The sequence below is a fragment of the Amycolatopsis palatopharyngis genome, assembly GCF_003385185.1.
Classification (GTDB): Bacteria; Actinomycetota; Actinomycetes; order Mycobacteriales; family Pseudonocardiaceae; genus Amycolatopsis; species Amycolatopsis palatopharyngis.
This window is the reverse complement of record NZ_PQHZ01000004.1, coordinates 115147-138310: the sequence shown is the minus strand read 5'-3', so window position 1 is coordinate 138310 and position 23164 is coordinate 115147. Positions and strand designations below refer to the sequence as shown.

Sequence of the window (23164 nt, the reverse complement as noted above, 5' to 3'; positions counted from 1 at the left end):
CTCGTTCACAGAACGGCGGATTCGGGGCGGGCGAGGCCGAGGTCGCCGGAGCGGCCCGCGGTGATCAGTTCGACGACCTGGCCGTGGGTGACGTCCTTGATCTGCACGTCGGCCACCATCCGGCCCAGGTACAGCACGGCGACCCGGTCGGCGACCTCGAACACGTCGGCCATGTTGTGGCTGATCAACACGACACCGAGGCCCTGTTCGGCCAGTCTGCGGACGAGGTCGAGGACCTGTCTGGTCTGGGCGACTCCGAGTGCGGCGGTCGGCTCGTCCAGCAGGACGACCTTGCTCTCCCACAGCACCGACTTCGCGATCGCCACGGTCTGCCGTTGCCCACCGGACAATGAGGACACCGGAGTACGCACCGACTTGACCGTGCGGACCGACAACGAGGCCAGCGTCTCGCGCGCGGCCTGTTCCATACTCGCCTCGTCGAGCAGCCACTGACTGCCGCGTTCCCGCCCGAGGAACATGTTCTGCACGATGTCTAGGTTGTCGGCCAATGCCAGATCCTGGTAGACGACCTCGATTCCCAGTGCCGCCGCGTCCCTCGGTCCACGGATATGCGCGGCCTCACCCTGGAAGGTCACCGTTCCCGAGTCGGCGGTGTGGATTCCGGCGATGCATTTGACCAATGTGGACTTTCCGGCACCGTTGTCGCCTACCAGGGCCGTCACTTCACCCGCGCGCACCGCGAAGTCCACGTCGTGCAGGACGTGCACGGGGCCGAAGCTCTTGTTCATCTGGTGCAGTTCGAGAATGGGCTCGCTCATCGGAACTCTTTCGCGTGGGTACCGGGACGGGGGCACCTCGTCGGGGGAGGCACCCCCGCCCCGGCTGTCCGGGATGGGTACGGGGTCAGGAGATTCCGAGTTCGGCACAGACCTGCTGCAGGTCGCCGCCGCAGATGTCGGCAGCGGGCACATACCCCTCGTCGACGACCTTCTTGACCTCGTTCTTGGTGATCAGTTCCGGCTCGAGCAGGACGGACTTGACGTCCCGGTTCCCCTCCGGGTCCTTGCTGACATCGGAGGCGATCGCATCGGCCGCCGCCGTGTCGCCCTCGGCGAGGGCCGCCGCCAGCGCCGCCACCGCGTCGGCCTCCTGCTGGATCGGCTTGAACACCGTCATGTACTGGTCACCACGCAGGATCGCCTTCAGCCCGTCGGCTGTCGCGTCCTGACCGGTCACCGGCACTGTCCCGTTTAGACCGTTCTTCTTCAGCACGGTGATGACCGCGCCGGCCAGGCCGTCGTTGGCCGCGACGACACCGTCGACCTTGCCGCCGTTGCTCGTAAGGATCTGTTCGAACATCACGCCGCCCTTTTGGTTCTCCCATCCATCGATGGGCTGGCTCTGCACGAGTTCGAGGTCCCCGGAGTCGTACAGCGGCTGCAGCACGTTGCGCTGTCCCTCGTGGAACAGGGTCGCGTTGTTGTCAGTGGGGGCGCCCTCGATCTCGATGACCTCCGCGCCCTTCTTGCCCTTGAGCGCGTCGGCCAGCCCCTGTCCCTGCAGTTCGCCGACCTTCACGTTGTCGAACGAGACGTAGTAGTCGGAGCTGCCGCCGAGGTTGAGCCGGTCGTAGTCGATGGTCGGGATACCAGCGTTCTTCGCCTTGGTCGCGACCGCGCTGCCGATCTCGCTGTTGATCGCGGCGATGATCAGGACCTTGACGCCCTGGCTGATCATGCCGTCGGCCAGGGTGGAGAACTTCTGGACGTCGCCCTGGGCGTTCTGGACGTCGGGCTCGAAGCCTTCCGCACGCAGAGCCTTCTCCAGCATGGGTTTGTCGAAGCCCTCCCAGCGCGCCGAGGTCGCTGTCTCGGGCAGGATCACGCCCACCTTGCCCGCCGCCCCTCCGCCATCCGCGGATGTCTCGCCAGCGGGTTCCGCCGGCCCCTCGGAGTTGGCCCCACATGCGGCGAGGGCGAGTGCCGACACCATGGTCGCCGCGACAACGGCAAATGGTCTGATGCGCATCCGTCGAACCTTTCCAAGATCAGCTGGGCGCGACGGCCGAATCGGTCCTGCGCTCCGTCGCACTAAATGTTGTGGACGGCAACATATGCCCGGGACGAGAGCAGCGGAAGATGTACTGGATCGATTAAGTGGCGCTGCTCGGACACGGTTTGGCAACGGGACGGGCCACCGAAGGAGACGAACCCCCGCTCATCGATCGGCCCTAAACTGCCAAGTCGGCCACCAGAACTGCCAACTCGAGCCCCGAAACTGCCAAGTCGGGAGTGGGGCTACCAGGAGCGGAGGGTGGTGATGCGCTCCTCGAGCTGCTCGATCGTCGCCATCGCGGTGGGCGGGCCGCCGCAGACCTTGCGCAGCTCGCTGTGGATGGCGCCGTGCGGCTTGTTGGTGCGGTGGTGGTACATGCCGACCAGGGCGTTGAGTTCCTTGCGCAGCCCGGCGATGCGCTCTCGCACGCTCTTCGGCTTCGGCTGCGCCTGCGCGGCGGGCTCCTCCGCAGGCTTGCGCCGCTTCGAATCGGAGAGCTGCTCCTCCTGCCGCTTACGCAGCAGGGCACGTACCTGGTCCGGTTCCAGCAACCCGGGCAGGCCCAGATACTCCTGCTCCTCGTCGGTACCGGAGAACACGGCGGTACCGAACGAGTTGCCGTCGTAGATCACCTGGTCGAGCTCCGCGGAGGCGCCCAGCGAGGTGAACGCCTTCTCCTCCTCGCCGGGTTCGTCCTCGGTCCGGTTGGCGGCTGCGAGCATCTCGTCGTCCCAGCCGTCCTTCTCCCGGTGCGGCTTGCCGAGCACGTGGTCCCGCTCGGCTTCCAGCTCGCTCGCCAGCTCCAGCAGCACCGGCACGCTCGGCACGAACACACTCGCCGTCTCACCGGCCCTGCGCGAGCGCACGAACCGGCCGATCGCCTGCGCGAAGAACAGCGGGGTCGACGCACTGGTCGCGTAGACACCGACCGCAAGCCGAGGCACGTCGACACCTTCGGAAACCATCCGCACGGCCACCAGCCAGCGGTCGGACGAGTCGGAGAACTCACCGATACGTTTGGTGGCCTTCGGGTCGTCGGACAGCACGAGCACCGGGTTCTCCCCGGAGATGCGGGCCAGCAGTTTGGCGTATGCGCGCGCGGACTCCTGGTCCGAAGCGATCACCAGGCCGCCCGCGTCCGGGATACCGCCCGCACGCAACTGGTTCAGCCTCGTGTCCGCGGCATGCAACACCGACGGGATCCACTCGCCACCGGGATCCAGCGCGGTCCGCCAGGCGCGCGCGTTCTGCTCCGCTGTCAGGGGTTCACCCAGCCGTGCGGTGAACTCGTCGCCCGCGCTGGTTCGCCAGGAGGCCTCACCGGAGTACGCCAGGAACACCACCGGCCGCACCACCCCGTCGGCGAGGGCGTCGGCGTAGTTGTACGCGTGATCGGCTCTGCTGCGCAGACTGCCGTCGCCGTCGGGCTCGTAATTGACGAACGGGATCGGCGAGTCGTCACTGCGGAACGGGGTCCCGGTCAGTGCGAGTCTGCGCACGGCCGGGGTGAATGCCTCGCGGATCGCGTCGCCCCAGGACTTGGCGTCACCGCCGTGGTGGATCTCGTCGAGGATGACCAGCGTCTTGCGGTTCTCCGTGCGCACCCTGTGCAGCGTGGGGTGCGCGGCGACCTGCGCATAGGTGAGCGCGACGCCCTGGAAGTCCGAGGACGTCACCGCCGTGGTGTTGCGGAAGTTGGAATCGATCGCGATCCCGGCGCCCGCGGCGGCGATCGCCCACTGGTGCTTGAGGTGCTCGGTCGGCGTCACGATCGTGATCGACTCGATCGTGCGGTCCGACAACAGCTCGGCCGCCACGCGCAGACCGAACACGGTCTTGCCCGCACCGGGGGTGGCGACGGCGAGGAAGTCCTTCGGCTTCGTGGTCAGGTACTTCGTCAGCGCACGCCGCTGCCAGGCCCGCAGCGGGCGGGCGGTGGCGTCGTGTTCGGGTTCGGGTGCGATGAACCCGCGCATGGCCTGTGCCTGCTCGTCAGCCTGCGCCGGATTCTGCTGGGCCGTGTCCGACAAGGAGGGTCCAACTCCTCTCGCGGGCGTCCGTGTCGTGTCAGTCTCACGCGGTCATTTGGTGCGACCTCGGCCGCATGCGAATGCCCCCACGTCGACCGGCCTCGGTGCCGAACCCACGGTGAGGGCGCGACGATCAGCCTACCCGCCCTCCCCCGCCGTGGCCGTCCACGGCACGCGCGAGAAAGAACACGCCGGTGGGGGCGACGAGCCAACCCGGCGCGGATGGACCATGCTTGGCACTGCGATGAGCGCAGCATCCGGGGGCGTCGACCCGAGCAACGGCGACAGCGAGCAGGAGCGGGCTACCCAGCGTCAGGGCGTCCGCAAGGGGCCCCTGCGCCTGCTCCGGCGCACCCTCAGCAAGGCGTGGGAGGGCAACATCTTCTCCGAGGCGGCCGAGGCCGCCTTCTGGCAGACACTGTCCCTGCCGCCGCTGCTGCTCGGCCTGCTCGGCAGCCTGGGCTTCATCGGCGACTGGTTCGGCCCGAAGGTCGTCACCGCCGTGCACGACCAGATCATCGCGTTCACCGAGAAGATCTTCAGCGGTAGCGTGGTCAACCAGATCATCGAGCCGACCGTCGACGACATCCTGACCATCGGCAAGGGCGAGATCGTCTCGGTCGGTTTCCTGATCTCGCTGTGGGCAGGCTCTTCGGCGATGTCCTCATTCGTCGACGCGATCACCGTGGCGCACGGCCAGTACGGCGTCCGCAACGAGGTCTGGCAGCGAATCTTCGCCCTGTTGCTCTACATGGCCGGGCTGGTGCTCGTCGTGATCGGGCTCCCGGTGATCGCGCTCGGCCCCGAACTGCTCTCGGAGTTCTTCCCGCCGGACTGGGGGCCGACGATCGCGTTCTGGATCGGCGTGCTCTACTACCCGACGCTCGGAGTGCTGCTCGTGCTGGCGCTGGCTACCCTGTACAAGCTGGCCCTGCCACGCAAGCTGCCGTGGCATCGCGGGCTGCCCGGCGCGATCCTCGCCATGGCGATCTTCCTGCTCTCCAGTGTCGGTCTGCGGTTCTACATCAGCTGGATCACCACCACCGGCTACACCTACGGCGCGCTCGCCACACCGATCGCCTTCCTGCTGTTCACGTTCTTCATCGGCCTGGCGATTGTCGGCGGCGCCTACTTCAACAGCGCCATTCAGGAATTGTGGCCGGCGAAAATGACCCGCAGGCAGCGGCGCAAGTGGCGCAGGCTGGAGATGGAGCGGGCCAACGAGCGGATGCGTTCGGAGGAACACCGCAAACTCTGGGAACGCACCACGATGCCACTGCGCAGGCCACGCAAGGCGGCCGAGCAGGGAACGGCAGACGCGCAGGAGGCGGATTCATCACCCGCGCCGGAGGAGGCCCGGGACCTGGCCGAGCACGACGAGCAGGCCGGGGAGGATCGCGCAGGATCAGCATCCCCGGCCACCGATAGCGGCTCCTACTCGTCGCCGCCCGAACGCAGACCTTCGTAGATCTTCTTGCAGTCCGGGCAGACCGGCGAGCCGGGCTTCGCCGACTTGGTCACCGGGAAGACCTCGCCGCAGAGTGCCACCACGTGCGTGCCCATGACCGCGCTCTCCGCGATCTTGTTCTTGCGCACGTAGTGGAACATCTTCGGCGCGTCGTCATCGGTGCTGTCGGTGCCCTCAGGGCGGGTGTCGACGTCAGGCAAGGTCTGAGTGCTCACGAGTCCATGATGCCGCACACCGCCGTCGCCGGTCACGGCTGCCGCCCGAGGTGGCCCCGCCAGGGGGAGACAGGTGGCGCCCCGGTGGCGGCCGGATGAGCCGAATCCGTGAGGATGACGCCTCGTGAACCGCACTCTCCTGAGCGGGCTGTCGATCTCCACAGAGGTCGCCGACGCCCTGCACGAACACCGCCCCGTCGTCGCGCCGAAGAGCATCCCGCTCTCGCACGGCCTCCCCGCTGCCCGCAACCCCGGGGTCGCCGCGGAGGCGGCCGTGGAGCTCTGCGCACTGTGATCGTCGTGGTGGGCGATGCCGGGCTCGACGTGGTCGCCCGGCCCGCGAGCGAGGTCGTACACGGCGGCGACACCCGGGCGCCGGTCCGGCTGACCGGCGGCGGCGCGGGCGCGAACACGGCGCTGTGGCTACGTTCCTGTGGCGTGCCGACGACGCTGGTGGCTCGGGTGGGCGACGACGCAGGCGGGCGGCTGATCCGCAGTGAGTTGGAGTCCGCCGGGGTGGACTGTGCGTTCACCGTGGATCCCGAGGCGGCCACTTGCTGCGTCGTGGTCCTGGTCGACCCCGACGGTCAGCGGAGCATGCTGGCCGACCGGGGCGCCAACGCACGCTTCGATCCTGCCGACCTCCACACACCGGTTTGCGTATCCGCCCTGAAAGCCGCGCGGCACCTGCACCTGTCGGGTTACGTCCTGCTCGATCCCGCGTCGCGGCCTGCGGGGCTGGCCGCCCTCGCGGCTGCCCACGACGCCGGGCTGAGCACGTCGGTGGATCCACAGGCGGCGGCACACCTGACCGATCCGGCAGGCTTCCTCGACGACGTCCGAGGCGTGGACCTGTTGCTGCCCAACGCCGACGAGCTGGCCGCGCTCACGGGCAAGCCGGAGCCCGCCTCGGCACGGGAACTGCTCGACGTGGTCGGCGCGGTGGCCGTCACCGCAGGCGCGAACGGCGCGAGCTGGGTCGACGGTTGCGGGATCACCACGGTCCCCGCTCCGCAGGGCGACTGCGTCGACAGCACGGGCGCGGGCGACGCGTTCGATGCGGGACTGCTGGCGGCCTGGCTACGGCGGGAACCGGCCGCGGACATGCTCCGGGCGGGTGTGCGCGCGGGCGCCGCCGCGGTCCGCCGAGTAGGCCCGCAACCGGCCCCAGGAGAGCGCCTCACCTAACCCCGCGGGGTTTGGAGCGTCTGCAAGTACCACCAAGCAAGATCATGAGCGCCATTAACCGCAACCAAGCGCCTCGAGTGTCGGCGGCCCGCTTGGTAGCGGTTGGTGGTGATGTTGACCTTGCTTGGGCGTACTTGCAGACGCTCCAAGCCGGGGACGGTACGGACGGGAGGTTCAACCGTCGATGACGCGGTGCTCGGTTCGCTCTATGGCCCTTGCCTCCCGCTGGTAGCGGTTGACGTCCTCCTTCTTGCGCGGCGGACGGTCGTTGGCGATCAGCACCGCGATCCATGGCAGCGGGATGGACAGGACGATGAAGCCCATGGCCAGCCACCAGGTCTCGTAGAACACCCCGGCCAGCACCAGACAGGGAAAGCGCAGCGCCATCATCAACATGTACTTGCGTTTGCGGGCGGCGTGCTGCTCCTCGTAGGAAGGTTCCGCCTCGGTGATCAGCACCGGGGTCACGCGCCTGTCGGGGTCGCTCACCGAGCACCACCTCCTGGCTCCATGCTCCCACCGCGCGGGTTCACCCGACAGCCGGGGAGCCCAGCCGATGCAACGCCGCCACAACGAGTGCCTCGACACCGGTACGCAGCGTTGGATGTGTGGTCGGCGCGAACAGCGGCGAGTGGTTGGACGGGACGTCGCGCTCGAAACGACCCTCAGCCATCGCGGTGAGCACGGTCTCCTCGTCGGCCCCGCCCACCAGCCAGTACACCGAGGGCACCCCCGCGGCCTCCGCGAAGCTGCCGAAGTCCTCACTTCCGGTGACCAGCGGCGCCTCGAAGGACCGCTGCGCCCCGAAGTGCTCCCGGAACACGTCGGTGATCTCCTCGGTCGCGGCCTCGTCGTTCGTCGTCACCGGGAACCGGCCGATCGAGGTGATCTCCGGCGGCTGCGGACATCCCGCCGCAGCCGCCTCACCATGCACGATCCGCTCCACCGCCGCCAGTACGCGGGCGCGGACGTGCTCGTCGAACGTCCGGATGTTGACCTCGAGAACCGCACTGTCGGCGATCACGTTGTGCGTCGTCCCGACGTGCATCGACCCGACCGTCACCACCGCCGACTCGGTCGCCGCGATCTCCCGGGACACGATCGTCTGCAGCCGCAGCACAACCGACGACGCCAGCACCGCCGGATCGACCGTGGTCTCCGGCCGCGAACCGTGCCCGCCCCGCCCGTGCAGGGTGATCCGCAGCGCGTCGGTCGCGGCCATCAGCACCCCTGGCCTGGTCAGCACCCAACCTGCGGGCCCGGGAACGACGTGCTGCCCCAGCACCACGTCCGGCCTGCCCCCGTGGTCGAAGAGGCCGTCGCGCACCATCGCCGCGGCCCCCTCCCCCACCTCCTCAGCCGGCTGGAACACCGCCAGCAGGGTGCCCGACCACTGCTGCCGGTGCCCGGCAAGCAGTCGCGCGGCACCCGTCAGCCAGGCTGCGTGCATATCGTGGCCGCAGGCGTGCATCACCGCCACGTCCGCACCGCCGGGGTCGATACCCCTGGCCCTGCTGGCGTAGTCGAGACCGGTCTTCTCCTCGACCGGCAGCGCGTCGATGTCCGCACGCAGCATGACCACCGGTCCAGGCCCGTTGCGCAGGACACCGAGCACACCCGTGCCCGCGATCCCGCTGTGCACGGTGTATCCGGCCTCGGCCAGCAGATCCGCGAGCACACCGGCCGTCCGATGCTCGGCGAACGACAGTTCGGGATGGCTGTGCAGGTCCCGGTAGAGCGATTCCAGTTCCGGCAGCAGATCGTCGAGTCCGTCGAGTACGCCCGCTCGCTGTGCTGAGGTCACCGATCCATCTGATCACATCGAGCGCGCCCGTACTCAGGTCCACGCTGCGGCTTTCCCAGTCCCGCTCGCGCTCCCGTGAGCCTCTACGCCGTGAAGAAGCCGCTGAGCGCGCGGCCGATCCGGCCTGGGGCGTTCTCCGTGGGGATGTGATCCGCATTCGGGATCCGGATGAGCGTGGTGCTGGGGATCTCCGAGGCGAACCGTTCGGCGTATTCCACCGTCTCGTGGAGGTCGTCTTCGCCCCAGACCAGCAGCTTGGGCGTGGTGGACCGCCGCAGCGCGGGAACGAGGTCAAGCGTGTAGCGGTTGTCGGCCGCGCCCGCCAGTGCCATCCAGGAGCGGCGAACCCGCTCATCGGTCCACGGATCCACGTACTCCGTGATCAACGACTCGGTGGCGACACCGCCCAGCACCCTCGCCACCGACTGTCGGCGGCCGGCGAGCACACCCTCGGCCGTGTCCCCGCCCCGGAACCTGGCCACGTGTGGCGCGGGCCAGGAGTCGTAGAGGACCGAGTTGACCAGCGCCAGCCGGGACACGTCGAGCCGCTCGCGGGCGAGGAGGTGCTGGGCGATGGCGCCACCGATGTCGTGGCCCCCCACGGCGACGGAACCGGAGAGGTTCAGCGCGGAGGCGAATCGTGTCACCCAGTCGGCGAGGGCCGGAACCGTGGCTGTTTCCGGGGTGAGCCGGCCTCCTGAGCGGCCCAGTCCGGGCAGGTCGACCGCGAGGGGCCGCAGCCCCGCGTCGGCGAGGTGGTCCAGCACGGGGAGCCAGACCCGGCTCCAGTAGGTCCCGTGCAGCAGCAACACGGGCGGGCCGTCGTGACCAGCGGTCAGGTAGCTGGCCGGTTCGCCGTCGACCTGGACCGTGGTCCTGCGCACTGTCGTTTCAGTGGTTTCACTCATGAACTCACTGTGACCCGCGCGGGCCTCGCGGCCGAGTGTCTGGAAAGACGCCTAGGGGTACATTCCTGCCATGAGTCTCCATCGGGTTGTCGCCCTGCTCAATCCGCCTCAGTCGCCGTTCGAACTCGCCTGCGCCACCGAGGTCTTCGGCACCAACCAGCGGGATCTGCCTGCCCGTTACAGCTTCCGGATCTGTGCCGAGCGCCCCGGGCCGCTGCGGACCACCGTCGGTTACTCGATGTCGGTGGAGGCGGATCTCGCGTCCCTGCGGGAGGCGGACACCGTGGTCGTCCCCGGCTGGCAGCCGCCGGACGCGCCGGTGCCGCCGACGGTCACCGAGGCGCTGCGGGCGGCCCATCAGCGTGGGGCGCGGATGGTCGCCATCTGCACGGGGGCGTTCGTCCTCGCCCGGGCCGGACTTCTCGGCGGCCGCCGCGCCACCACACATTGGCGTCACACGGCCCAGCTCGCCGCCGCCTTCCCCCAGATACAGGTGGACCCGGACGTGCTCTACGTGGACCACGGCGACGTGGCGACCAGTGCCGGAACCGGTGCGGGCATCGACCTGTGCCTGCACCTGGTGCGCTCCGACCACGGCGCGGCATACGCCGCTCAGGTCGCCCGGAACATGGTCCTTCCCCCACACCGGGAGGGCAGCCAACTCCAGTACGCCACCCAGCCCCCACCGGCCAGGGCGGACGGGTCACTGGCACCACTGCTGGAGTGGGCCACGGCTCACCTCGACAGCCGGTTGACCCTGGACCGGCTCGCCGAACGAGCCGGACTGTCGACCCGATCTCTGGCCCGGCGGTTCACCGAACAGCTCGGCACCAGCCCGGGACAGTGGCTGCTCCGCCAACGCCTCGAAGCGACACGGGTGCTGCTGGAGCAGACCGACCTTCCGGTGGAAGCCATCGCCACCCGCGTCGGGCTCGCCTCGGCGGTCAACCTGCGCCGCCGCTTCCGCGAGCACCTCGGCACCACACCCGGCGCCTACCGACGCACGTTCGGCCGGACCTGACCTGGGCGGGCTACGACGACCGCGCCCGTATCTCCGCACGCAGCCGGTCAGGCTCCTCTTCCGCGTCCAGCCCGAGATCGCGGCGCATCTCGATGCGCATCAGCCGGTACTGGCGCTGGCCGGTGTCCCACAGCTCGCGCATGTCGTCACGGCGTTCGCCGTCGAGCAGCCGTATCGAGAGCCGGGAACGCGGCATCATCGCCTCGCGCAGCATTACACGAACTCGCTCGGGGGAATGCAGGTTGACCGCGCCGAGCGAGTTCCGCGCCTGTTCGGAGACCGCACGAAGATCGGCCCGCAGATGCTCGTCAAGGTCCACGCCGGACTCCACGACCCTGCGAGCCCGGAACAACACCCAGTCGAACGCCTCGATCGAACCGATGACCTCGGAGTACGCCTCCGCCCTTCCATCGAAGTTGCGGACCTCCCAATCCCGCTCACGCTCGCGGCGCCATCTCAGCTCCTCGCGCTCGGACTCCCTGCGCCATCGCCGGTCCTCGCGCCATCCCGCGATGAACTGAGCCGTGACGACGCCGACGAATCCGAGCCCGGCGACCACGATCGGGACCCACACGGGAACTTGGGACATGGGCACAAGATAGTGCGCCGGATGTCTGGCATGACAACATTGACAGCGTGAGTGTTGATCTTCCTGAGTTCTCCGCCGGCTTCTGCTCCCGGTTGCGTGCCGCACTGCTGCGCACGGGCTATGACGCCGACGGGGTCGTCGGCGTCCTCGGCGGGCGGGCGCACGCCGCACTCGGCCGGGGTGAACCCGAGCCCGCGCTGCGCGCCACCGCTGATGCCGGCGAGCTCGGGACCCTCATCCGGCTGTTCCTGCTCGGCACGAGCGAGCGGACCGAAGCCGTACGCGCGGCGATCGCGCCAGTAGCACTGGATGAGGCGATCGACACCGGACTCCTGCGTTCCGAAGGCACCGGGGACACCATCCGGGCCGGTCTCGACCTGCGCCCGCACGGTGACGACGAGGGCTCCTGGTGGGTGCTGGCCGACCTCGACTCCGACCAGTCGGGCGCGCCGGTGCGCGAAGACCATGTGCTCGGGGTGGGACATGCCTCATTGAGCCTGGTCAGGGCCACCACCCGGCGTCCGGTCGACACCGTGCTCGACCTCGGCACCGGCAACGGCGTCCAGGCGCTGCACGCGAGCAGGCACGCGCGGCGGATCACCGCGACCGACGTCTCGGCCAGGGCGCTCGCGCTGGCCCGCGCGACCTTCCAGCTCAACGAACTGGACGTGGAACTGCTCCACGGCGAGTGGTTCGCGCCGGTCGCCAGGAGACGGTTCGACCAGATCGTGTGCAATCCGCCATTCGTCGTCGGCCCGCCCCGCGTGGACTACGTCTACCGGGACTCCGGCCTTGCCGGGGACGACGCCAGCGCACTCGTCATCCGCCAGCTGCCCGCCTTCCTCACCGAAGGCGGCGTGGGGCAGCTGCTCGCGTCCTGGCTGCATGTCGAGGGCGAGGACTGGGCGGACCGCGTGAGTGCGTGGCTGCCCGCCGAAACCGACGCATGGTTCGTCCAGCGCGACGTCGCGGACCCCGCCCTGTACGTGGGCACCTGGCTGCGCGACGCCGGCATCGACCCGCGATCGGCGGAGGGCCGGGCCAAGGGGGGTGCCTGGCTGGACTGGTTCGCCGAACAGAACGTCGAGGGCATCGGGTTCGGTTTCGTCACCCTCCGCCGCACACCGGCCGAGCCGGTCGTCGTGTGCGAGGACCTGCGCCAGGCGTACGACGACCCGCTGGGCGCGGAGGCCGGTCGCTGGCTGGACCGTGTGGACTGGCTGCGCGACCACGAGCGGGACCTGCTGGACACCGCCTTCACGGTGCCACCAACGGTACTGCTGGAGCGGGTGGACGAACCGGGCGACGAGGGCTGGTCCACGACGATCCGCAGGCTGCACCGGACCGACGGTCCCGGCTGGCAGCACGAGCTCGACGAGCTGACGACTGCTCTGCTCGCGGGATGCCGTGGCGCACTCCCGCTGTCGGACCTGCTCGGACTTCTGGCCGTGGGACACGGACAAGACGTGGACGAGCTGACCAAGACCGCCGTGCCGATGGTCGCCGAACTGGTCCGCCACGGAATGCTGCTGCCCGCGGACGGGCAGCTCACGTGAGGGCGGTAGCGGCCAGGGTGACCGAGGCATCGGTCACAGTGCAGGACGAGGTCGTGGGGGCCATCAACGAACCCGGACTGTTGGTATTACTCGGAATTCACATCGAGGACAACGAGTCACAGGCCGCCACGATGGCCAGGAAACTGCACGAGCTACGCATTCTGCGTGACGAGGAGTCCTGCGCCTCCGCGGACGCGCCCCTGCTCGTCGTCAGCCAGTTCACCCTCTACGGCGACACCCGGAAAGGGCGACGTCCATCATGGACTTCCGCTGCCCGCCCGGAAAACGCCGAACAACTGGTGGCCGCGGTCGTGACGGAACTGCGCGCCAGGGGCGCCCGGGTGGAGACCGGTCGCTTCGGCGCGATGATGGCCGTGCACAGCGTTAACGACGGCCCGTTCACCGTCCTGGTTGAGGTATAGACCACAGTCGCGCGTGCACACCTGAGAGACCATCACACGTTCTCAGGAAAACCTCAGCTTTGGTTGAGCAACCGCCTGCCCGGGAAAGCCGTCTTGAAGTTGAGAAGCCGGGAACGTTTTGGGAACCCACAGCGTTAACCCGGGTGTCAGTCAGCAAGCTCGTCTCGCGGTGCGAGTTCCACAGGCCCGCAGCGCGACGCACAGAGTTGACGTGGGAGATCCAAGCTCACGTCAGCCCGCGACAGGGGAGGCAGAATGTCCGTCCAAACGCTCGAGCGTGAGGCTCGTGGGATCCGTCAGCGTGGGATTCCCGCTCCCGCCACCGAGTCCGCCCCCATAGTCGAGACCGAGCTGCCCGCCGCCCCGAACATGGACGCCGACCTCGACGCGCAGAGTCCTGCCGCCGACCTGGTCCGGGTGTACCTGAACGGGATCGGCAAGACCGCGCTGCTCACCGCGTCCGACGAGGTCGAACTCGCGAAGCGCATCGAGGCCGGAGTGTTCGCACAGCACGTGCTGGACACCGACGAGAACCTCACCTCGCGGCGCAAGACCGAGCTCAGGGCCCTGGTTCGCGACGGCAAGGCGGCCAAGAACCACCTGCTGGAGGCCAATCTCCGGCTGGTCGTGTCGCTGGCCAAGCGTTACACCGGCCGCGGCATGCCGCTGCTGGATCTGATCCAGGAGGGCAACCTGGGCCTGATCCGCGCGGTGGAGAAGTTCGACTACTCCAAGGGCTTCAAGTTCTCCACCTACGCCACCTGGTGGATCCGCCAGGCCATCACCAGGGGGATGGCAGACCAGAGCCGGACGATCCGGCTCCCGGTCCACCTGGTCGAACAGGTCAACAAGCTGGCCAGGATCAAGCGCGACCTGCACCAGCAACTGGGCCGGGAGGCCACCCACGAGGAACTGGCCGCCGAGTCCGGCATCGCCGAGCACAAGGTGGCCAACCTGCTCGACCACGCCCGCGACCCGGTGAGCCTGGACATGCCGGTAGGCACCGAGGAGGACGCCCCGCTGGGCGACTTCATCGAGGACTCCGACGCGACCGACGCCGAGAGCGCGGTTATCTCCGGCCTGCTGCAGGACGACCTGCGGCGCGTGTTGTCCACGCTCGACGACAGGGAGCAGTTCGTCATCCGGCTGCGTTACGGCCTGGACGACGGCCAGCCCCGCACCCTCGACCAGATCGGCAAGCACTTCGGCCTGTCGCGGGAGCGGGTGCGGCAGATAGAGCGTGAGGTCATGTCGAAGCTCCGCCAGGGTGAGCGGGCGGAGAAGCTGCGCGCCTACGCGAGCTGACCTGCCGGCAGAAGCCCCTCGCGGTGCACCCATTCGGCCGCGTTGACTTATGACCAAGGTCACGGGACGGTCAATGGGGCCCGCTTGAGGCAACGCCTCCGGTACGGAAGGCGTCCCCTGGAGTGAGCTTCGCGATAGGTGCACGCACCTGATCGCCTTCCCCGGAAGGTCGGGTCCGTCGGGGTGGGCCCGGCCTTCCGACTATTCGCTCGCACTTTCCCGGAAGTGCGAGGAGGGCCACGCGAGCGTCCGTGGCGGCGGGCGGCGCGGTAACGTCGGTCCACCCCCGGACCGCACCGCGTGCAAGGGAGCCCGCGCAAGTGACCCACCCCACCACGTTCCAGCACACCGAAGTCCTGCCGCTGGCCACGGACAACCACACCGAGTACCGGCTCGTCACGCCGGACGGAGTGCGTGTCGTCGAGGCCGCAGGCCGCAGGTTCCTCGAAGTCGAGCCCGCCGCGCTGACCACGCTGGCCCGCGCCGCCATCACCGACATCCAGCACCTGCTGCGGCCGTCACATCTGGCGCAGCTGCGTGCGATCGTCGACGACCCCGAGGCGAGCGGCAACGACCGGTTCGTCGCGATGGACCTGCTGCGCAACGCCGCCATCGCCGCCGGGGGTGTGCTGCCGATGTGCCAGGACACCGGCACCGCCATCGTCATCGGCAAGCGGTCGGAAGGCGTGCTCACCGGCGGCAACGACGAGGAGGCGCTGTCACGGGGCGTGTTCGAGGCCTACCAGGAGCTCAACCTGCGTTATTCGCAGATGGCTCCGGTGAACTTCTGGGAAGAGCGCAACACCGGCACCAACCTGCCGGCTCAGGTCGAGCTGTACCACCGGGACGCGCCGTCGGGCAGTGACCCGAGCTACGAGTTCCTGGTGATGGCCAAGGGCGGTGGCAGCGCCAACAAGACGTTCCTGTACCAGGAGACCAAGGCCGTACTGCACCCCAAGCGCCTGGCCCGGTTCCTGGACGAGAAGTTGCGCAGCCTCGGTACCGCCGCCTGCCCCCCATACCACCTGGCTATCGTCGTGGGCGGTATGTCGGCCGAGTACAACCTGAAGGTCGCCAAGCTCGCCTCGGCCCGCTACCTGGACGACCTGCCACAGGAGGGTTCCGCGCTGGGGCACGGCTTCCGGGACGTGGACCTCGAACAGCAGGTACTGGAGATGACCCGGCAGTTCGGCATCGGCGCGCAGTTCGGCGGGAAGTACTTCTGCCACGACGTCCGGGTGATCCGCCTGCCGCGGCACGGCGCGTCCTGCCCGGTCGGTGTCGCGGTCTCCTGCTCAGCGGACCGCCAGGCGAAGGCCAAGATCACCGCCGAGGGCGTGTTCCTGGAGCAACTGGAGCGTGACCCGGCGCGGTTCCTGCCGGAGGTCACCGAGGACGAGCTGTCCGACGAGGTCGTGCGGGTCGACCTGAACCGGCCGATGGACGAGATTCGCGCACAGCTCTCCCAGCTCCCGGTCAAGACCCGGCTGGCGCTGACCGGGCCCCTGGTCGTGGCCCGCGACATCGCCCACGCCAAGATCGCCGAGCGGCTGGACGCCGGCGAGCCGATGCCGCAGTACCTCCGCGATCACCCGGTGTACTACGCGGGCCCGGCCAAGACCCCGGAGGGTTACGCGTCCGGTTCGTTCGGTCCCACCACGGCAGGGCGGATGGACTCCTACGTCGAGCAGTTCCAGGCCGCCGGCGGCTCGCAGGTGATGCTCGCCAAGGGCAACCGGTCGAAGAAGGTGACCGCGTCCTGCCGTGAGCACGGGGGCTTCTACCTCGGCTCGATCGGCGGCCCCGCGGCCCGGCTCGCGCAGGACTGCATCCGCAAGGTCGAGGTGCTGGAGTACGCCGAACTGGGCATGGAGGCGGTCTGGAAGATCGAGGTCGAGGACTTCCCCGCGTTCGTCGTCATCGACGACAAGGGCAACGACTTCTTCGACGCCACCTCCGAGCCGGTGCTGCAGATCGCCTTCCGCTGAACGTCCGGCTGACCGCAGCGCCCGGGTGATCCGGGCCGCTGCGGTCAGCCGGGGAACATCGAGGCCAGCCGGTCGAGGCTCTTCTCGATGCCGGCCTTGTTGCGGCGCGGGAACGGACTGAACGTGATCAGGATCGGGATCCGGGCAGTTGACCAGTCGAAGGTCTCGGTCACCAGGGTCCGGCCGCCGTCCGCGGGTTCGAACTGCCAGCGCCACCGGTGACCGTTGAAGTGCCGCCAGGCGATGAGCCGGTCCTGCTCGAACTCGACAACCGTGTTCAGGATCTTGTACTGCGTACCCAGCTGCATATCCATACTGAATCTGGACCCCAGTTCGAGCCGCTGCGGGCCACCCACGCGGGCGGCCCGCACCGAGCCCGAGCCGTCGATCAGCGGGTGCTGGGCCGGATCGGTCAGCATCTGGAACAACGTCTCCGGCGAGGCGGCGATGCTGCGTGTCCCCGAGACCTGGCGTTTACCCATGCATGTCACTGTAAGGGGACACGGCGTACCGCACACTGTGACGATCAACCCTTGCGGTTTTCGTAGGTCAGCACGACGGTGCGCTCACCCAGGGGTTCGTCCAGTACGACACTCACCGTCTCGAAGCGGATGTCCATCGTGCAGGCGACCTTCTCCGCCGGTTCGGTTTCCACGAGGTTCACCACCACCTGCCGGGCGGACTGCTCCGCCAGCTCGGCGCTGACCTGACCACAGCCGCCCTCCTGCGCGACGATCAGCAGCTTCCTGCCGTCCGCGCTGGTGGCGACATCCTGTGGGTACGCCTCGGGTAACGCGCTGCCGTCGATCTGTTTGCCCGGCAGCAGATCGTCCTGTTCCGCTCCGTCGGGGACCTGCACCGGCTCCCCCGGCGCGTTCGGCGGTTGTGGCGCCGGCATGGGCTCCTCCGCCGACGGCATCGGCAGGGGCGGCACCGTGGTGCTGGGAGCCGAGATCGGCTGTTCACCGTCGGCCGGTCTGGTGCCGTTGACCGGATCGGGTTCCTGGCTGGCGCAGGCCGTCCCGGCTAGCAGGACGACACTGCCGACTACGAGAATCTCTTTCCACCTCATATCGGCACAGACGGAACAGGACCACCGCGGCGTTGCATGCAAGGATGATTGCGACGACATCGGGAGGCTGCGAGCGGATGACCACGATCAGCGTGCGCTACATCGTGCACGACGTAGACGAGGCCGTGGATTTCTACACCCGGCACCTCGGATTCGAGGTGCATGATCGCCCAGCGGCGGGATTCGCCGTGGTGGTCCACGGCCCTCTGCGGCTGTTGCTGTCAGCTCCGGCGAGTGGCGGTGGGGCAGCGGCACACGACGTGCACGGCGGCAAGCCGGAGCCGGGTGGCTGGAACCGGATCCAGCTCGCGGTCACGGATCTGGAGTCGGTCGTCGACGGCTTGCGCACCGAGGGCGTCGCGTTCCGCACCGAACTCACCGAGGGCCGGGGCGGGAAGCAGATCCTCGTGGAGGATCCTTCCGGAAATCCGGTGGAACTCTTCGAACCACGATGACCTCAGGCTCCGCACCCCTGGCCCGCAGGCTGGGCACGTTCGACGCGGTAACGATCGGCCTCGGTTCGATGATCGGCGCTGGTGTGTTCGTGGCGTTCGCTCCCGCCGCTTCGGTGGCGGGCTCCGGACTGCTGCTCGGACTGGCGCTGGCCGCGGTGGTCGCCTACTGCAACGCGACGTCCTCGGCACGGCTGGCGGCCCGCTATCCGGCCTCCGGTGGCACCTACGTGTACGGCCGGGAGCGGCTCGGTGAGTTCTGGGGGTACCTGGCGGGCTGGGGCTTCGTGGTCGGCAAGACCGCGAGCTGCGCGGCGATGGCACTGGCCGTCGTCAGCTACGCGGCGCCGGACGTGCAACGACCGTGGCGAACTCTGTTCGCCGTCGGTGTGGTTGCGGCGCTGACGGCACTGAACTATCGGGGTGTGCGGCGTTCGGCGCTCGCGACGAAGGTGATCGTCACGGTCACCCTCCTGGTGCTCACCTCGACGGTGCTGGCAGTCGCGGTCGCGGGCGATCCCGCCGCGGCCAACCTCGTGCCGTTTCCCGGCAGCGGTGCGGGCGGCATTCTGCAGGCCGCCGGGCTGTTGTTCTTCGCCTTCGCCGGATACGCGCGGATCGCCACGCTCGGCGAGGAGGTGCGGGCGCCGGAGCGGACCATTCCGCGGGCAATCCCGTTGGCGCTGGGGATCACCCTCGCCGTCTACGTGGCCGTGGCGGTGGTGGTACTCCTCCAACTGGGACCGCAGCGGCTGGCAGGGCTCACCGATCCGGTGGCCGAAGCCGTGCAGGACACGGACTGGTCCTGGCTGGCTCCGGTCGTCCGGGCAGGTGCGGCGCTGGCAGCGTTGGGCGCGTTGCTGGCGCTGGTTCTCGGGGTCTCGCGTACGACCCTCGCGATGGCGCGTGACGGTCACCTGCCGCGCACCCTGGCGGCGGTGCACCCGCGTACCGGAGTGCCGCACCATGCCGAACTGGCGGTCGGTGTCGCGGTCGCGGCGCTGGTGAGTGTCGCGGACCTGCGCGGGGCGATCGGGTTCTCCGCCTTCGCGGTGCTGGTGTATTACGCGATCGCCAACGCCAGTGCGCTCACGCTCACCGCGCGGGAGAACCCGGCACCGAGGGCAGTGCCCGTGATCGGCCTGCTGGGCTGTGTGGTTCTCGCGGTCAGTCTCCCGGCCTCGTCGGTGCTGACCGGTGTGCTGGTCCTGTCCGCGGGCGCACTCACCTACACCCTCCGCAACCGCCTCCGCAGCTCCACCCCCTAGTCCCAGGCCTCACCCCGAGCGCGTCCCCGGCTTGGAGCGTCTGCAAGTACGCCCAAGCAAGATCGGGATCGCCGCTAACCGCTACCGAGTGCCCGGCGGCTTGGTAGCGGTTAACGACGAAGTGGATCTTGCTTGGTGGTACTTGCAGACGCACCATCCCTGGTGGTTCCGGGCGGTGGCGGGTGTGGGTCAGCGGGTCTTGTCCAGGCGGGAGAGGGTTTCGTCGTAGTCGCGCAGGAGCTCGGCCATGACGTCGGCAACGGGACGGACCTCGTTCATCCGGCCGACGATCTGACCGACCGGCATGGACACGACGCTGGGATCGTTCGCGGCGTGGATGCGGTTGTGCGCGTGCGACACCAGCAGGTTCTGCAGCGGCATCGGCAGCGGCTTCGGCGCGTCGGGTGTCGACCACGCCTCGGTCCAGCGCGTCTTGAGCAGCCGGGCAGGCTTTCCGGTGTAGATGCGGGTGCGCACGGTGTCCGACGACCCCGCCTTCAGCAGCGCCTGCTGCATCGCCGCGGAGTCCCCCATCGTCTGCAGGTACTCCTGTGTGGTGAGCCAGTACGAGCCCATCCAGGCTCCGGACGCGCCCAGTGCCAGCGCGGCCGCGACCTGCCTTCCGGAGCCGATACCACCGGCCGCGAGCACGGGCGCGCGATCGCCGACAGCGTCCACGATCTCCGGCAGCAACACCATCGACGCGATCTCGCCGGTATGCCCGCCGGCCTCGTATCCCTGTGCCACAACGAAATCGACGCCGTTGTCCACGTGCCGAACCGCGTGCTCCGCCTTCCCGGCCAGCGCGGCCACCGGGACGTCGTGGACGTGAACCTGCTCGATCACGTCCACCGGCGGCGAACCGAGCGCGTTGGCGATCAACCGGATCGGATGGCGCAGGGCCACCTCGACGTGCGACCGCGCCACCGAGTGCAGCCAGCCGAGCACCCCGGCCCGCTCATCGGAGCCGTCGGGCAGGTCCGGCACACCGAGGTCGGCGAGCGTACGGTCCACAAAGGCCCGATGCTCCTCGGGGATCAGCTTGGTGAGGTCGGTCGAGCTGCCCTCGGTCGGGATCTTCGAGGGCATCACGATGTCGACGCCGTAGGGCTTGCCTTCGGTGTTGTCGTCCATCCAGTCGAGCACGGAGTCGAGCTCGGCCGCGTCGTTGAACCGAACGCAGCCGAGCACGCCGAGTCCGCCCGCTCTGCTGATCGCCGCCGCGACGTGCTCGGACGGAGTGAACCCGACGATCGGATACTGGATGCCGAGGGTGTCGCAGAGTGGGGTACGCATGGAAGTTCTCCTCGATCGTGCGCCGCTTGGCGCGCCGGGCTCAGGCGGTGGCGGCAGGCTTGCTGAGGTCGACCGCGGCCTCGTGTTCCTGCGCGTACCGCTGTGCCCAGGGATAGTCCGGTTTCCCGCTCGGCGACCGGCCGATCTCGTCGGCGACCCACAGTGTTCGCGGCACCTTGTACCCGGCGAGCTCGGTACGGACATGCGCCTCGATCGCACCGAAGTCCGGGGCTGTTCCCGGCCTGGACTGGATCACGGCGGCGACCCGCTGCCCGAGACGCTCGTCCGGAACGCCGATCACCAACGCGTCGAAGACGTCAGGATGTGACTTGAGCGCGCCCTCCACCTCTTCCGGATACACCTTCTCGCCCCCGGTGTTCACACACTGCGAGCCGCGCCCGAGCAGAGTGACGGTGTCGTCCTCCTCGTATCGGGCATAGTCGCCCGGCACGACGTAGCGCACGCCGTCGATCTCCACGAAGATCGTCTTGCTCTTCTCCGGGTCGTTGTAGTAGCCCAGCGGCACATGCCCGCGCCGCGCGATCCGGCCGACAGCGCCGGGAGCGGGGTCGATCAGCCGGTCGTCCTCGTCCAGCAGGATCGCCTGCTTACCGAAATTCACCCTCGGACCGGCCGAATGGTCGGCGTCCTTGCTGACCATGCCGATGCCGGTGAACCCGCTCTCCGAGGAGCCGATGGCGTCGGTGATGACGACGTTCGGCAACTCGTTGAGGAACTCCTGCTTCACCGAATGGGAGAACAGCGCCGCGTGGCTGGACACCGCGACGAGCGAGGACGCGTCGTAGCCGCCCTGTCGATATGCCTCGATCAGCGGCCGTGCCATCGCGTCACCGACGATGGTGAGCACCTGCACCTTGTTGTCCTGCACGGCTTTCCAGACCTCGTGCGCGTCGAACTGGGGCACGAAGACCACGGTGCTACCGGTGAACAACGCCCCGAAGGCAGCCCACTGTGCGGCCCCGTGGATCAGCGGGGCCGCCGGGAGCCGGACCAGCCCTCCGGTGTCCCTGCCCTCATTGGCGAGGGTCCACTCGTCGGCGACGTAGTCCCCCGTCACGAAGTTGATGCCGCCGCCGAGGGCACGCCAGATGTCCTCGTGCCGCCACAGCACGCCCTTCGGATAGCCCGTGGTGCCACCCGTGTAGAGGATGTAGAGGTCGTCCGCACTGCGTTCACCGAAGTCACGTTCCGGTGAGGACCCGGCGAGCGCGGTCTCGTACTCGACACCGTCGTAGCGAGCGTAGTCACCGTCACTGCCGTCCTCGATGACGACAACGTGTTTCAGTTTCGGATGGTTCGGCAGCACCTCGGCCACCAGGTCGCTGTAGCGGCGCTCGTGCACCAGCGCGACCAGATCCGCGTTGTCGAAGAGGTAGTTCAACTCCCCCTGGACATAGCGGTAGTTCACGTTGACCGCGATGGCGCGCAGCTTGTACGCCGCGACCATGGCCTCGATGGCCTCGATCGAGTTTCGTGAGTACACGCCGATGTGGGCACCAGGTCCCACACCGTGTTCCGCGAGGTGATGCGCCAGCCTGTTGGCGCGCTGGTCCAGCTCGTCGAAGGTGATCCGTCGCGCGCCGCAGACGATCGCAGTGCGGTCCGGCACGACGTCGACGGCGTGCTCGAGTAGGTCCGCGATGTTGTATGCCACGCGACTAAACTAGAACATGTTATTGTTCTGGGCAATGGTCCCGACCCGATCGGAAGGCGGCAATATGCCGGAGAGGGCAGCAGACTCCCAGGAAGCCCCGCACGCGCTCGTCGAGCGACGCGGCGCGACCCTCGTGGTCACGATGAACCGCCCGCACGCGCGCAACGCCCTCACCGGCGAGATGTTGGCGATCATGGCCGAGGCGTGGGACCGGGTGGACGCCGACGACGAGATCCGCAGCTGCGTGCTCACCGGGGCGGGCGGCGCGTTCTGCGCGGGCGCCGACCTGAAGTCGATGAGCCGGAACAACCCCTCGGACTCCTTCGAGCGCGGCTCGTTCGACCCGACCCGGATCGAGGGACTGCTCAAGGGACGCAGGTTGAGCAAGCCGCTGATCGCGGCTGTCGAGGGGCCCGCGATAGCCGGCGGCACCGAGATCCTGCAGGGAACCGACATCCGGGTCGCCGGACAGAGCGCCAAGTTCGGTGTGTCCGAGGCGCGGTGGGGCCTTTTCCCGATGGGCGGGTCCGCCGTCCGGCTGCCCAGGCAGATTCCCTACACGATCGCCGCGGACATCCTGCTCACCGGACGACACGTCACCGCCACCGAGGCGAAGGACATCGGCCTGATCGGCCATGTCGTGCCGGATGGCTCGGCGCTGGACCGCGCACTCGAGATCGCCGAGTTGATCGCCGCGAACGGCCCGCTCGCGGTGCGGGCGATCCTGCGAACGATGCGCGACACCGAGGGAATGCACGAGGAGGAGGCGTTCAAGCTCGACGCCCAGTACGGCATCCCGGTGTTCGCCAGCGAGGACGCACGGGAGGGCCCGCGCGCGTTCGCCGAGAAGCGCAAGCCCCAGTTCCGGGGACGGTAGCACCGCGGTCAGGG

The 23164-nt window shown here is 68.7% G+C and carries 23 protein-coding genes; 11 read left to right on the top strand and 12 right to left on the bottom strand.

Going from position 1 to position 23164, the window contains the following annotated elements; genetic code table 11:
- Window positions 1-5: 5 nt before the first annotated feature.
- The 3 genes from D0C15_RS04325 to D0C15_RS04315 all read right to left on the bottom strand — a co-directional run bounded on the left by D0C15_RS04325 (window position 6) and on the right by D0C15_RS04315 (window position 3992).
- Complete coding sequence (locus tag D0C15_RS04325; protein ID WP_116041028.1) at window positions 6-779, bottom strand: ATP-binding cassette domain-containing protein; 774 nt, start codon at window positions 777-779, stop codon at window positions 6-8.
- 85 nt (window positions 780-864) lie between these two features.
- Window positions 865-1989: a sugar ABC transporter substrate-binding protein gene (locus tag D0C15_RS04320; protein ID WP_116041027.1), complete on the bottom strand. Its 1125-nt coding sequence runs from the start codon at window positions 1987-1989 to the stop codon at window positions 865-867.
- Window positions 1990-2258: 269 nt separating this feature from the next.
- Entirely contained in the window at window positions 2259-3992 is a 1734-nt protein-coding gene (locus tag D0C15_RS04315; RefSeq protein ID WP_116041114.1) for a DEAD/DEAH box helicase, read from the bottom strand.
- Window positions 3993-4290: 298 nt separating this feature from the next.
- Between D0C15_RS04315 and D0C15_RS04310 the strand changes: the two genes are divergently transcribed.
- Entirely contained in the window at window positions 4291-5514 is a 1224-nt protein-coding gene (locus D0C15_RS04310) for a YihY/virulence factor BrkB family protein (protein ID WP_116041113.1), read from the top strand.
- Here D0C15_RS04310 and D0C15_RS04305 read toward each other — a convergent pair.
- On the bottom strand, window positions 5481-5729 hold the full coding sequence (locus D0C15_RS04305) for a DUF3039 domain-containing protein (RefSeq protein ID WP_116041026.1): 249 nt from the start codon (window positions 5727-5729) through the stop codon (window positions 5481-5483). The genes D0C15_RS04310 and D0C15_RS04305 overlap by 34 nt on opposite strands.
- Before the next feature lie 124 nt (window positions 5730-5853).
- On the opposite strand from D0C15_RS04305, the gene D0C15_RS33935 reads away from it, so the two are divergent.
- Window positions 5854-6024: a pseudouridine-5'-phosphate glycosidase gene (locus D0C15_RS33935; RefSeq protein WP_162829888.1), complete on the top strand. Its 171-nt coding sequence runs from the start codon at window positions 5854-5856 to the stop codon at window positions 6022-6024.
- Window positions 6021-6917, top strand: coding sequence for a carbohydrate kinase family protein (locus D0C15_RS04300; protein ID WP_425455360.1), 897 nt, complete (start codon window positions 6021-6023; stop codon window positions 6915-6917). Before D0C15_RS33935 ends, D0C15_RS04300 begins: the two co-directional genes overlap by 4 nt.
- 174 nt (window positions 6918-7091) lie before the next feature.
- Here the strand turns inward: D0C15_RS04300 and D0C15_RS04295 are convergent, their stop codons facing one another.
- The 3 genes from D0C15_RS04295 to D0C15_RS04285 form a co-directional block, all read right to left on the bottom strand.
- Window positions 7092-7406 (bottom strand): DUF3099 domain-containing protein, encoded by a 315-nt coding sequence (locus tag D0C15_RS04295; protein WP_116041025.1) that lies wholly within the window; start codon window positions 7404-7406, stop codon window positions 7092-7094.
- Window positions 7407-7446: 40 nt separating this feature from the next.
- Window positions 7447-8721: an amidohydrolase gene (locus D0C15_RS04290; RefSeq protein WP_116041024.1), complete on the bottom strand. Its 1275-nt coding sequence runs from the start codon at window positions 8719-8721 to the stop codon at window positions 7447-7449.
- Window positions 8722-8804: 83 nt separating this feature from the next.
- Entirely contained in the window at window positions 8805-9629 is an 825-nt protein-coding gene (locus tag D0C15_RS04285) for an alpha/beta fold hydrolase (RefSeq protein WP_211323080.1), read from the bottom strand.
- Window positions 9630-9699: 70 nt separating this feature from the next.
- Between D0C15_RS04285 and D0C15_RS04280 the strand changes: the two genes are divergently transcribed.
- On the top strand, window positions 9700-10650 hold the full coding sequence (locus D0C15_RS04280) for a GlxA family transcriptional regulator (protein WP_116041022.1): 951 nt from the start codon (window positions 9700-9702) through the stop codon (window positions 10648-10650).
- 10 nt (window positions 10651-10660) lie between these two features.
- On the opposite strand, the gene D0C15_RS04275 is transcribed toward D0C15_RS04280, so the two are convergent.
- Window positions 10661-11239 (bottom strand): hypothetical protein, encoded by a 579-nt coding sequence (locus D0C15_RS04275; RefSeq protein ID WP_162829892.1) that lies wholly within the window; start codon window positions 11237-11239, stop codon window positions 10661-10663.
- Window positions 11240-11286: 47 nt separating this feature from the next.
- Between D0C15_RS04275 and D0C15_RS04270 the strand changes: the two genes are divergently transcribed.
- From D0C15_RS04270 to D0C15_RS04255, 4 genes are all read left to right on the top strand, one after another.
- A complete protein-coding gene (locus D0C15_RS04270) occupies window positions 11287-12795 on the top strand; it encodes a DUF7782 domain-containing protein (protein WP_116041020.1) in 1509 nt (502 codons plus the stop codon).
- Window positions 12792-13217 (top strand): D-aminoacyl-tRNA deacylase, encoded by a 426-nt coding sequence (dtd, locus tag D0C15_RS04265; RefSeq protein WP_116041019.1) that lies wholly within the window; start codon window positions 12792-12794, stop codon window positions 13215-13217. Before D0C15_RS04270 ends, dtd begins: the two co-directional genes overlap by 4 nt.
- A gap of 255 nt (window positions 13218-13472) precedes the next feature.
- The gene (locus D0C15_RS04260; protein WP_116041018.1) at window positions 13473-14522 is read left to right on the top strand and encodes a sigma-70 family RNA polymerase sigma factor; all 1050 of its coding nucleotides are present in this window, start codon (window positions 13473-13475) and stop codon (window positions 14520-14522) included.
- A gap of 320 nt (window positions 14523-14842) precedes the next feature.
- Window positions 14843-16510 carry a fumarate hydratase gene (locus D0C15_RS04255; RefSeq protein ID WP_116041017.1) on the top strand — a complete coding sequence of 556 codons (1668 nt, stop codon included), beginning with the start codon at window positions 14843-14845 and terminating at the stop codon, window positions 16508-16510.
- 44 nt (window positions 16511-16554) lie between these two features.
- On the opposite strand, the gene D0C15_RS04250 is transcribed toward D0C15_RS04255, so the two are convergent.
- Both D0C15_RS04250 and D0C15_RS04245 read right to left on the bottom strand, forming a co-directional pair.
- Entirely contained in the window at window positions 16555-16992 is a 438-nt protein-coding gene (locus D0C15_RS04250) for an SRPBCC family protein (RefSeq protein ID WP_116041016.1), read from the bottom strand.
- A gap of 44 nt (window positions 16993-17036) precedes the next feature.
- Entirely contained in the window at window positions 17037-17582 is a 546-nt protein-coding gene (locus D0C15_RS04245; RefSeq protein ID WP_245975553.1) for a hypothetical protein, read from the bottom strand.
- A gap of 77 nt (window positions 17583-17659) precedes the next feature.
- Between D0C15_RS04245 and D0C15_RS04240 the strand changes: the two genes are divergently transcribed.
- Together D0C15_RS04240 and D0C15_RS04235 are read left to right on the top strand one after the other, a co-directional pair.
- A complete protein-coding gene (locus tag D0C15_RS04240) occupies window positions 17660-18037 on the top strand; it encodes a VOC family protein (RefSeq protein WP_116041015.1) in 378 nt (125 codons plus the stop codon).
- Entirely contained in the window at window positions 18034-19302 is a 1269-nt protein-coding gene (locus tag D0C15_RS04235; RefSeq protein WP_116041014.1) for an APC family permease, read from the top strand. Before D0C15_RS04240 ends, D0C15_RS04235 begins: the two co-directional genes overlap by 4 nt.
- A gap of 189 nt (window positions 19303-19491) precedes the next feature.
- Here the strand turns inward: D0C15_RS04235 and D0C15_RS04230 are convergent, their stop codons facing one another.
- Window positions 19492-20598, bottom strand: coding sequence for an NAD(P)H-dependent flavin oxidoreductase (locus D0C15_RS04230; protein ID WP_116041013.1), 1107 nt, complete (start codon window positions 20596-20598; stop codon window positions 19492-19494).
- A gap of 40 nt (window positions 20599-20638) precedes the next feature.
- Window positions 20639-22273, bottom strand: coding sequence for an acyl-CoA synthetase (locus D0C15_RS04225; RefSeq protein WP_116041012.1), 1635 nt, complete (start codon window positions 22271-22273; stop codon window positions 20639-20641).
- A 64-nt stretch (window positions 22274-22337) separates the two neighbouring features.
- Here D0C15_RS04225 and D0C15_RS04220 point away from each other — a divergent pair, with 64 nt between their 5' ends.
- On the top strand, window positions 22338-23150 hold the full coding sequence (locus tag D0C15_RS04220) for a crotonase/enoyl-CoA hydratase family protein (protein WP_116041011.1): 813 nt from the start codon (window positions 22338-22340) through the stop codon (window positions 23148-23150).
- The last annotated feature ends 14 nt before the right edge of the window (window positions 23151-23164 follow it).